Source organism: Demequina oxidasica (genome assembly GCF_000975115.1).
GTDB lineage: Bacteria > Actinomycetota > Actinomycetes > Actinomycetales > Demequinaceae > Demequina > Demequina oxidasica.
Genome location: NZ_BBRE01000002.1, coordinates 369,460 through 381,040, shown reverse-complemented (window position 1 = coordinate 381,040; position 11,581 = coordinate 369,460). Strand labels below are relative to the sequence as shown.

The following is an 11,581-nucleotide window of genomic DNA, read 5'->3' as shown; positions in this document are numbered from 1 at the left end:
TCGGGCTAGGCCTCGACCTCGTTGCGCTCGCCGGTCCACACGGTGTGGAACGTTCCCTCAACGTCAACACGCTTGTAGGTGTGGGCGCCAAAGAAGTCGCGCTGACCCTGGATCAGGGCTGCGGGAAGGCGCTCAGCGCGCAGCGAGTCGTAGTAGGACAGTGACGAGCCGAAGGCGGGCGACGGAACGCCGGCCAGTGCGGCCTGCGACACGACCCGGCGCCAAGCGGACACTCCAGAGGCAACCTCGTCCACGAAGTACGGGTCGACTAGGAGTGACTCGAGCTCGGGGTTACGGCCATAGGCCTCGGAGATGCGGTTGAGGAAACGGGCACGGATGATGCAGCCACCGCGCCAGATGCGAGCCATGGCGCCGCGGTCGATGTCCCAGCCGAACTCCTCGGAAGCCCTCTGAATCTGGTCGAAGCCCTGCGCGTAGGCGACCACCTTGGAGGCGTACAGTGCGAGGCGCACGTCCTCGATGAAGCCTTCCTTGTTCTTGATGTGGAAGTCCGATGCGTTGGCTGCGAGTACACCCTGTGCGGCGACGCGCTGCGTAGTCTGCGATGAAATCGCGCGTGCGAAGGTCGCCTCGGCGATGCCGGTGACGGGCACACCAAGGTCGAGGGCAGACTGCACGGTCCAGCGACCAGTGCCCTTCTGACCCGCCTGATCCAGGATGACGTCGACGAGCGGCTTTCCCGTCTTCGCATCTACCTGAGCGAGCACCTCTGCGGTGATCTCGATGAGGAACGACTCAAGGTCGCCCTTGTTCCATTCTTCGAAGATCTTGCCGATCTCCTTAGGTGAAAGGTCAAGGCCCTCGCGAAGCAACTGGTACGCCTCTGCAATGAGCTGCATGTCCGCGTACTCGATGCCGTTGTGCACCATCTTGACGAAGTGCCCAGCACCGTCGGGGCCCACGTGCACGCAGCACGGCTCGCCATCAACCTTGGCAGAGATCTTCTCGAGGATAGGTCCGAGCGTCTTGTAGGACTCAGCGGGGCCACCGGGCATGATGGACGGGCCCAGGAGCGCGCCTTCCTCGCCGCCGGAAACGCCCGCGCCAACAAAGTGCAGGCCCTTGGCCTTGAGCGCCGCTTCGCGACGGACCGTGTCCGGGTAGTGAGCGTTGCCAGCATCCACGATGATGTCGCCTTCTTCGAGTAGCTCCGTGAGCGAGTCGATGACGGCGTCGGTTGCCTTGCCGGCCTGAACCATGATGACGACGGTGCGCGGCTTTGCCAGCGCTGCGACGAAGTCCTCGAGCGACTCGCAGCCGATGAAGTCGCCCTCATCGCCGTGGTCCTCGATGAGCGAATTCATCTTCTCGACGGAGCGGTTGTGCACCGCCACCGTGAAGCCGTTGCGGGCAAAGTTACGGGCGAGATTGCGGCCCATGACCGCCATTCCGGTTACGCCAATGTGTGCAAGCGCCATGTCACGTCCTTAAAGTGCTGTGTTGGGGTACGTCATCCAGCCTAGAGGGTCGGCGACAGCGTGGCGTACGCCACTCGGTGCCGTGCGCCGCCTACGCTCAGGTTATGGGTCAGGACATCGGTGCCGCCCCGCAGTCCTTTCAAGAGGCATTGCGGTCCCTCCAGGGTGCACCCACGCGACCAGAAGTCACCTTGACCGAGACTCCCGCCCCTAGCCGGATTGCTCCGTTTGCCATTGCCATCAACGGCGAAGTCGTCGCAGACAACGCGGAGGCTAGCGGACGTTTTGTACTACTTCACGATCCCGACGGTCAGGATGCGTGGCAGGGAACGTTCCGCGTGGTCGCGCTCGTCAAGGCAGTAGTTGAGGCCGAGGTGGGCGAAGACGACATGTGGGCCGACGTTGCCTGGTCATGGCTCGGTGACGCCCTCGATGGCATCCCTCATCACGCACGAGGCGGTACGGTCACTAAGGTCGTGTCGAGGTCATTCGGCGAACTCTCCGAACGCCCGTCCGAGGTCAACGTGGAGTTGCGTGTGTCCTGGACCCCCGATTCATCAGACATTGCGCCACACATCGTGGCGTGGACAGAACTACTCGCATCGTGTGCCGGCATTCCTCCCGTACCGGATGGCGTCACGATGCTCCCAGGAAGGACCGCGTGAGCGAGAACCAGAACGACGCCCCCGACGCCGAGTCGACACTCGAGCCCGACGCCGAGCCGGCGACGCCGCTCACGATGCCAGCCGATGGTGTCCCGCCCGTGATCGATACCCCGGAGGCACTCGCTGAGGCCGCGGCGCGCTTTGCCCAGGGCACCGGCCCTGTCGCCGCGGACGCTGAGCGAGCTTCCGGATTCCGGTACGGCCAGGCGACCTATCTGGTGCAGTTCAAGCGCGAGGGCGCCGGTCTGATCCTCATCGACGCCGGCGTGCTCACTGACCTGTCGACGTTCGGGGAGGCGCTCGGCGACGCGGAATGGATCTTCCATGCCGCGAGTCAGGACCTTCCCGGCATGCACGACCTAGGCATGTACCCCTCCTCGATCTTCGACACCGAACTCGCAGCGCGACTGCTGGGTTGGCCAAAGGTGGGCCTGGCTGCCGTCGTCGAGCGCGAACTGGGCCTCGCCCTAGCAAAGGAACACTCTGCGCAGGATTGGTCGACGCGTCCACTCCCTCACTCCTGGCTGGTGTACGCCGCGTTGGACGTCGAGATTCTGATTGAACTACGCAATGGAATTCACCAACACCTAGTCGACGCGGGCAAGCTCGAATGGGCCGAGCAGGAGTTCGAGGCAGTACGCCTAGCACCGCCCGCAGCGCCACGTGTGGATCCGTGGCGACGCACATCTGGGTCGCACCAGATTCGCGATCCACGTGGCCTCGCGATCGTCAAGTCACTGTGGGAGGCGCGCGATCGTGAGGCCCAGCGCCGCGATACATCCCCTGGCCGCGTGCTGCGCGATGCTGCGATCACCGCCGCGGGCCAGGCCAAGCCCACCTCGTTTGACGAGCTAGTCGCGATCCGTGAGTGGCAGTCAAAGGGCACTCGCCGACGTGCACGTGAGTGGTACGCCGCCGTCGAGGAAGCCATGGCGCTTCCAGAGAAGAAGCTACCGCCGCGCCGTGGACCGTCCGGAGACGGCCCTCCTCAACCGCGCATGTGGAAGGATAAGCGCCCCGACGCGGCCATACGTCTGACGCACGCACGCGAGGCCATCCAAACTCTAGTAGACGAGCACAGCATCCCCGCCGAGAATCTGCTTCAGCCGGATGCCATGCGCCGCACGTGTTGGGAGTTCCGGCCCAGCGCGAATGTCGACACCGAGGCGTGGATTCGAGAGTTCCAGGCGAGTCGAGGTGCCCGCCAATGGCAGATTGACTTGACCGCACCGGTACTGGCGGCTGCCTTCGAATCAGCCGCCGCAGAGTCCGAGGCCGTAGCCGCATTGGAAACCGACGCTTAACCACCCTCGCTGCGCTTTACCTACCCAGCCCGCTATTGGTCTGTTTGCGCACGCTTCTGGGCTCCAGAGCACCCGGTTGGGCCAATTTTGCACGCTAGAGCGCTCACTAGTGCCTCAACCAATACCGCGCGCCGACCTCGCAACTACTAGTCGCGTGTCAAGGCCACCCGAGCATCGTCCGCGATGGCGGATGAGTCAAGGCCGATCGCCTCGATAATCTGCGCGCGCGTCGCGTGATCCAGGAACTGGGTGGGGACGCCATGGTGTTCCCAAGTGACGCGGGGTATGCCGGAATTGCCAGCGGAGCTCACGGCATCGGCCCATTCCTCACCGACTCCCCCGTCGCGCAAGCCATCCTCGATGGTAATCACCAGCTGCGCGCCGGCGACAAACTCAGCCAAACCATCGGGAACTGGACGCACCCAGGTCGCCGAGGCGGCGATGACGTTGCGGCCATCAGCCGAGAGTTTGCCCGCGACCTCCACTGCGGTCGCTGCCATCGAGCCGATGCCGAAGACGACGACTTCTGGCTTACCCGTGCCGTGCTCGGCGAGTACGTCGATGCCACCTTCGGAACGCAACGCGGGTAGGTCGTCGCCCACAGCGCCCTTGGGGTAGCGCACGACCGTGGGCGCATCGTCCACTTCAATGGCCTGGCGGAATGCCTGGCGCATGGTGGGCTCGTCGCGGGGTGCGGCGAGCCGCAGCCCGGGGACGTGACGAAGCAACGCCATATCCCACATGCCGTTGTGGCTCGCACCGTCGTCGCCCGTAATGCCCGCGCGATCCAGCATGAACGTGACACCGGCCTTGTGAAGGGCGACGTCCATCAGTACCTGGTCGAACGCGCGGTTCAGGAATGTCGCATAGACCGCAAACACGGGGTGCAAACCGGCGAACGCGAGCCCCGCAGCAGAGGTGACGGCATGCTGCTCAGCAATGCCCACGTCAATCACGCGGTCAGGGAACTCATCCGCGAAGGGTTGCAGGCCCACCGGCGCAAGCATGGCTGCCGTCAGTGCAACGATGTCCTCGCGCTGCCGCCCCGCATCAAGTACCTCCTCGGCAAAGATCTTGGTCCACCCGAAGCGGGACGGCTCAATGGGCAGTCCCGTCTCAGGGTGAATCTTGCCCACGGCATGGAAGCGATCCGCGACGTCCTCCTCGGCCGGCGAGTATCCGCGACCCTTTTCGGTGAGAACGTGGACCAACACCGGACCACCAAAATCGCGCGCGTGGGTGAGGGCTGCTTCGACGTGTTCCAGGTTATGACCGTCAATGGGACCCACATATTTGAGACCGAGGTCGTCGAACATGCTGGGTTCCTGGATGAGGCCCTTGAGCGCCAACTTGCCATGCATCACCGAGCGGTAGGCGAAGTTGCGCCACGGTCCACGATCCTGGAACGTGCGCTTACCCCAGCCGAGGAACTCCTCGTAACGACGGTCGGTGCGAATCCCGTCAAGCTTGCGGGCAAGGCCCCCGATGGTCGGCGCATAGGAGCGGCCGTTGTCGTTCACAATGACGACTACTCGGTCACTTGAGGCGCCGAGCGAGTTGAGCGCCTCCCAGGCCATTCCCCCAGTGAGTGCGCCGTCGCCGATCACCGCGACCGTGGTCCGGTCCTTCTCACCCTTGATGGTGTGCCCGCGGCCAATCCCGGCCGCCCAAGACAGCGCCGTGGAGGCGTGAGAATTCTCGACGATGTCGTGCTCGCTCTCCGCGCGAGAGGGATAGCCTGACAACCCGTCGCGCTTGCGAAGGTTGGAGAAGTCTCCCCGCCCCGTGAGCAACTTATGGACATACGACTGGTGTCCCGTGTCGAACACGACCGGATCACGCGGCGACTCAAATACTCGATGAATGCCGATAGTGAGTTCGACGACGCCGAGGTTGGGTCCCAAGTGGCCCCCAGTGCGAGACACGGAGTCAACCAAGTAGTCCCGAATCTCCGCGGCAAGCTCCGCGAGCTGCTCTGGCGTGAAGTCACGCAAGTCGCGGGGCGAACTGATTCGCTCGAGCACCGTGCCTCCTTACCTGGCGTCTTTCCACTGTACGACGTGTGGTTCGCATTAAAGACAACGTTCGCCGCCACCCGGTCGGGTGGCGGCGAACCGAAGTATGTCGCCTAACTAAACCGGTGCGACTACTGCTTAACGAGCGAGCGCAGCACGTACTGCAAGATACCGCCGTTGCGGAAATAGTCCGCCTCGCCGGGGGTGTCGATACGCACCACGGCCTCGAAGTCGACAACCGAGCCGTCGGCCTTGGTCGCCCTTACCGTCATTGCACGCGGGTGTGCGCCGTCGCTGATTGCGCTGACACCATCGATGTCAAAGGTCTCGGAGCCGTCGAGCCCGAGCGACGCAGCAGACTGTCCCTCCGGGAACTGAAGCGGGAGGACGCCCATACCGATCAAGTTCGAGCGGTGAATGCGCTCAAAGCTCTCCGTGATGACGGCGCGAACGCCCAACAGGGAAGTACCCTTGGCCGCCCAGTCGCGCGACGAACCGGAGCCGTACTCCTTGCCGGCGAGCACCACCAATGGAACCTCCGCAGCCGCGTAGGCCTGTGCGGCGTCGTAAATGGTGTCCTGCTCCTGGCTGAGGAAGTTGAAGGTGAAGCCACCCTCAACGCCGGCACCGTCGTTCTTGTCGGCGAGCAGCAGGTTGCGCAAGCGGATGTTCGCGAACGTGCCGCGGATCATGACCTCGTGGTTGCCGCGACGCGAGCCATACGAGTTGAAGTCCTTGCGCTCCACGCCGTTGTCGTCGAGGTACTTGCCGGCGGGGCTGTCGACCTTAATCGCGCCTGCAGGCGAGATGTGATCGGTCGTCACGGAGTCGCCAAGCAACGCAAGCACGCGTGCCCCGGTGATGTCCTTGACGCGCGCGGGCTCCATCGACATGCCCTCGAAGTATGGGGGCTTACGCACGTAGGTGCTGTCGTCCTCCCACTCGAAAGTCTTGCCGTCGGGGGTGGGAAGCGTCTGCCAACGCTCGTCGCCTGCAAAGACGTCGGAGTAGCCCTTTTCGAACATCGCCTCGGTGATGGACGAGCCAACAATCTGGTCCACCTCGGACTGGTCAGGCCAGATGTCGCGCAGGAACACGTCGTTGCCCTCGTTGTCCTGGCCAAGCGCCTCGGTCTCGAAATCAAAGTCCATGGTGCCGGCCAGCGCGTAGGCGATGACGAGCGGCGGGGATGCCAGGTAGTTCATCTTCACGTCGGGGTTGATACGACCCTCGAAATTGCGGTTGCCTGACAGCACCGAGACGACCGCGAGGTCTGCCTCGTTGACGGCCGCGGAGACCTCCGCAGGCAGCGGACCCGAGTTACCGATGCACGTGGTGCAGCCGTAACCCACCAGGTGGTAGCCGAGTGCCTCGAGGTCAGGCCACAGCCCGGCCTTCTCGTAGTAGTCGGTGACGACCTTAGAGCCGGGCGCCATCGACGTCTTCACCCAAGGCTTGACGTTCAGACCCTTGGCGTTGGCGTTGCGAGCGAGCAGCCCGGCGGCCAGCATCACGGATGGGTTTGACGTGTTGGTGCAGGACGTGATCGAGGCGATCACCACGGCGCCGTGGTCAAGTTCCGTCTTGGTGCCGTCCGCCATGGTCAGCGCGGTGCGCTTGCTCGGACGGCCAGCCGGGACACCCTCGCGGGGATCGCGCGGTTCCGGCTCGTCGCCCGCGTGAGCCTCTGCTGCGATCGGGTCCGATGCGGGGAACGTCTCCTCTACCGACTCATCGAGGCCGCGGGTCTCCTGAGCCTCGTGCTTGGCGTAGTTCAGCACCGCGTGGCCGAACGAGTTCTTCGCGTCGGTGAGTTCGATGCGGTCCTGCGGGCGCTTGGGTCCGGCGATGGACGGCACAACGGTGCCAAGATCCAGTTCGAGGTACTCGGAGAACACTGGCTCGACGTAGCCGTCCGCGGACGGGTCGTGCCACATGCCCTGTTCCTTGGCGTACGCCTCGACGAGCGCGACCTGGTCATCGGACCGACCGGTGAGCTTCAGGTAGTCGATCGTGACGCCGTCGATGGGGAACATTGCGGCGGTCGAGCCGAACTCGGGAGACATGTTGCCGATGGTGGCGCGGTTGGCGAGCGGGACAGCCCCCACGCCCTCCCCGTAGAATTCGACGAACTTACCGACTACGCCGTGCTCGCGGAGCATCTGCGTGATGGTCAGCACCACGTCGGTGGCAGTGGCCGTCGCGGGAATCTTTCCGCTGAGCTTGAAGCCGACAACCTTGGGAATCAGCATGGAGACGGGCTGGCCGAGCATTGCAGCCTCGGCCTCGATGCCACCCACACCCCAACCCAGGACGCCCAGGCCGTTGATCATGGTGGTGTGCGAGTCGGTACCGACGCAGGAGTCAGGGTAGGCCCTGGTCACGCCGTCAACGTCAGCCGTCATCACGCCGCGCGCGAGGTGCTCCAGGTTGACCTGGTGGACGATTCCGGTTCCCGGGGGGACCACCTTGAAATTGTCGAACGCGGTCTGACCCCAACGCAGGAACTGGTAGCGCTCACGGTTGCGCTCGTATTCCTTGTCGGTGTTGCGCTGAAGCGCGTCGCTACGGCCAAAGACGTCAATAACCACGGAGTGGTCGATGACCATCTCTGCCGGCGCGAGCGGGTTGATGATGGTGGGGTCGCCGCCAAGTTCCGCGACGGCCTCGCGCATGGTTGCTAGGTCGACGACACAAGGAACGCCAGTGAAGTCCTGCATGACCACACGTGCGGGGGTGAACTGTATTTCGGTATCTGGGTTGGCCTTGGGGTCCCACTCGGCAAGCGCCTGGACGTGCTCGGCTGTGATGTTCGCACCGTCCTCGGTGCGCAGGAGTGCCTCAGCGAGAACCTTGAGCGAGTAGGGCAACTTCTCGAGCCCCGGCACCGCATTCAGCCGGTAAATCTCGTATTCCTTACCTTCCACGTCCAGCGTGGCCTTAGCTCCGAGTGTGTTCTCGCTCATGTCTTCCTCCGTTTAGTTCGCTGCCATCCATCCTATCTGGATGAAGGCAGCGTTTTTTGCGGCCAACTATGCCCGGCTACGACCGTTCAAACGTCGCAATCGCCTCGATGTGGTGAGTCATGGGGAACAGATCAAATGCCTCAGCACCGGCCAATACGTAGCCGCGCTCCGCAAGCAACGCCGTGTCGCGGGCCAACGCGACGGGGTCGCAAGCCACGTACACAATTCGGGCGGCGTTCAGGTCGACGATGCGCTCAATAGTCGCCTTGCCGGCTCCCGATCGCGGCGGGTCCAGCACGACGGCTGCGTCGTCACCGAGCGCGAGAGCAGGATCGGTCAGGGACGCGGACAACGTCTTGCGCACATCTCCGTTGAGCACCGTCGCACCCTCAAAACTGTGCAGGTTCCGGCGCGCGTTCTTGGACGCGGTCTCGTCCTCCTCGACCGAGATGACACGCTTGCCCGCCGTCGCGAGCGCAAGCGAGAATAGTCCGGCACCGGCGTATAGATCCCACGCTGCGGGGGCGTCACCCACCCGGCGCAGCACTTCGCGAATCATGGTTTCGGGGGCGTCCGTGTGTACCTGCCAGAAGCCACCGGTCGCCACGCGGTACTCGTACGTCTGTCCGTCAACGGTGACTCGCTCGTTCACGCTCGCGGGTGCGTTGTCTCGCTTGTCGCGCCGGCCGCCGTTCCAGCGCACGCCGTCTACGAGGGTGCGAGCCTCGCCGTCGGCCGGCACCACTACCTGAATCTTGCTTCCACCCGGGAAGCGTTGGTTCAGCAGTGCCTCTTCGGCGGCGGGTACTGCGAGCGGCATTGCGGTCAGTGTGGCGATCGACTTGGAGCGGAACGGGTGCATCGCAGCGCGTCCCTCAACGTCACCGATGGCGCCCACCCGGGTGCGCCACCCGAGTCCGCCGCGCTCGGCGTCGCTGGGTGCGGCGCTCACGACCCCGGGGAAATCTTGGTTCGCGAAACGCTCGAAGGATTCCTTCACGACAGCAAACTTCCAGGCGCGCTGGCCCTCAAGCGAGACGTGTGCCAGCTCTCCCCCACCGACACCACCAGGCCCCGCCTCTGCCCAGACGGAGGCAACGCGATCGGGCGACGCCTCCAAAATCTCCACAGCATCGGCTCGCCAGAACGTGGCATCGTCAGCGGACTCGGTGAGTTCCGCCTCGACCACCTCGCCCGGCAACGTGTGGCGCACAAAGATGACCCGGCCATCGTGCCGGGCGACACAGTGGCCTCCGTGCGCGGGGCTGCCAATGGTCAGTCGAATGGTGCTCACGTAGTGTCTCGTTCCTAGCCGCGTTGGGCGTCTTCGCGCGCACTTTGCGCTGATTCAAGGTGCCAGGGCACGGCGGCAACCACCACACCCGGCATGTGCAAGAGCAGCGACCGCAGGCGTACCGTCGACCGGTTGTGCAGGAATCGCTCCCACCAGCGTCCCACGATGAACTCAGGCACGTACACCACCACCACATCGCGAGGGCTGTCGCGGTGAATGGAACGGACGTATTCCATGACTGGCCCCACTACGTCGCGGTACGGGGAATCGAGGATCACCAGCGGAACTCCGGCGGTGAGCTTGCCCCACGAATTCTGCAGTTCCGTCGCGGCGTTCGCCTCCACGCGGACAGAGACTGCCTCGAGCGACGAGTGGCGCGCGGCCTTCGCGTAGGCGAGCGTGCGCAGGACGGGCCGATTCAGTTGGGTCACGAGCACGATCCCGTGGGTAGCACTCGGAAGCGCCGAGGTGTGGTCGCCTGGCACGATCTTGAGGTCGGCAGCGACATGGCTGTAGTGACTCTTGATAGCCCGCATCATGACGACGAGGACCACGATCAGCAGCAACGCCACCCAGGCGCCGTTGAGGAAGTTAAAGATCGCGACCACTGCGAGCACGGTCGCCGCTACGACTGTCGCCACCCAGTGAAGGACACGAGTGAACGCCATCCGCGTGCGCGCCTTGCCAGCCGGTTCCAGCGCGAGCTTGCCGTCGAATAGCTTCACCATGGCGAGCTGGCTCAGCACAATCGAGGTGAAAACGCCGATCACATACATGTGAATGAGTTGATCGAGGCGAGCGTCGACGGCAATCACCAGGATCGCGGATAGCACGCCGACCAGCAACACGCTGCCACGGAAGACCAGCCGGTCATTGCGCGTCGCGAGCTGGCGGGGAAGGTAAGAGTCGCGCGCCAACAGTGAGGTCAGATTAGCGAAACGTTTGAAGACGGCCGATGCCGCGGCGTACAGGATTGCCACGGCAGCAAGGGCGACGATCCACAGCACCCACGTTGAGCCGAAGGCACGTTCGGCGGCTTGCAGCAGCACCGGACCATCGGTCCAGCCGGTTACGCGGTACGACCACACCAGCCATGAGACACCAAAGAAGGCGGCTCCCGCCGCCGCCACAGCAATCAGCAAAGTCCTGCCGGCTCGCTTGCCGCGGGGCTCGGCGTGATACGGCCCCGCCGAGGCGAGGTGCTCGATTCCAGTCACCATCACCGCACCGGAGGCGATGGCGCCGGCGTACGCGAAAAGTACGGTCATGGTGGTGGGTGCTGCAGCCTCGATGGGGGCGAGGATGGAGTCCGTGTGGCGCACAATCCCGAACGTCACCACGAGTGCGATGATGGCAAGGAAACCAAAGAACACGAGCAGCAGGATGCGGGCACGGTCACGGATCCCTCTCAACGCCGCGAGGGTCATCAATCCGATGGCGCCCACGGCGATCACGGTGTGCCAGTCGTTTGCCCACGGCACCAGGTAGCGCAGGAAGTGCGCGAGCGCTGCGACAGAGACAGCTACGGTGAATAGATAGTCAATGAGCAGCGCGGATCCGGTAATGACGCCGGCCTGCGCGCCCAGTTTGTCGCGAACCAGGCCGTAATCGCCCAATTCGTCGGGGCGCTGGTGAACGTTGGAGCGATAGGCAAATCCCAGGAGCAACAGGATCGCCAACACGCCGATTGCCATGGCGAGCATCGCACTCTGCTGACTGCCTCGTCGGAGCGCATCGAGAACCGCATCGGGCGCATAGGCCACGGCGGAAACGATGCCCGCGCCGAACACTGGAAGTGCCAGTCGCGTCCGCAAAATAATTGGGCGCGCGCGGTCAGTCGCGATGGGTCGTCCGAAGACGAGAGCCTTGAGCCTTTCGAGAAACTGTCGCACGTCGCA

General features: G+C 64.1%; 7 protein-coding genes. 2 read left to right on the top strand and 5 right to left on the bottom strand.

What is annotated here, in order from left to right; genetic code table 11:
* Positions 1 to 5 precede the first annotated feature (5 nt).
* Positions 6 to 1,439, bottom strand: a complete 1,434-nt coding sequence (gene gnd, locus AOP77_RS08780; RefSeq protein ID WP_062212493.1) for an NADP-dependent phosphogluconate dehydrogenase — start codon at positions 1,437 to 1,439, stop codon at positions 6 to 8.
* Between the two features lie 104 nt (positions 1,440 to 1,543).
* Here gnd and AOP77_RS08775 point away from each other — a divergent pair, with 104 nt between their 5' ends.
* Positions 1,544 to 2,104 carry a DUF3000 domain-containing protein gene (locus tag AOP77_RS08775; RefSeq protein WP_062212491.1) on the top strand — a complete coding sequence of 187 codons (561 nt, stop codon included), beginning with the start codon at positions 1,544 to 1,546 and terminating at the stop codon, positions 2,102 to 2,104.
* Positions 2,101 to 3,408, top strand: a complete 1,308-nt coding sequence (locus tag AOP77_RS08770) for an HRDC domain-containing protein (RefSeq protein ID WP_062212488.1) — start codon at positions 2,101 to 2,103, stop codon at positions 3,406 to 3,408. Before AOP77_RS08775 ends, AOP77_RS08770 begins: the two co-directional genes overlap by 4 nt.
* 146 nt (positions 3,409 to 3,554) lie before the next feature.
* On the opposite strand, the gene dxs is transcribed toward AOP77_RS08770, so the two are convergent.
* From dxs to AOP77_RS08750, 4 genes are all read right to left on the bottom strand, one after another.
* A complete protein-coding gene (dxs, locus tag AOP77_RS08765) occupies positions 3,555 to 5,432 on the bottom strand; it encodes a 1-deoxy-D-xylulose-5-phosphate synthase (protein ID WP_062212486.1) in 1,878 nt (625 codons plus the stop codon).
* Positions 5,433 to 5,554: 122 nt separating this feature from the next.
* Positions 5,555 to 8,389: an aconitate hydratase gene (locus AOP77_RS08760; RefSeq protein ID WP_062212483.1), complete on the bottom strand. Its 2,835-nt coding sequence runs from the start codon at positions 8,387 to 8,389 to the stop codon at positions 5,555 to 5,557.
* A 76-nt stretch (positions 8,390 to 8,465) separates the two neighbouring features.
* A complete protein-coding gene (locus AOP77_RS08755; protein ID WP_062212480.1) occupies positions 8,466 to 9,683 on the bottom strand; it encodes a class I SAM-dependent RNA methyltransferase in 1,218 nt (405 codons plus the stop codon).
* 14 nt (positions 9,684 to 9,697) lie between these two features.
* On the bottom strand, positions 9,698 to 11,575 hold the full coding sequence (locus AOP77_RS08750; protein ID WP_062212479.1) for an APC family permease: 1,878 nt from the start codon (positions 11,573 to 11,575) through the stop codon (positions 9,698 to 9,700).
* Positions 11,576 to 11,581: the final 6 nt, after the last annotated feature.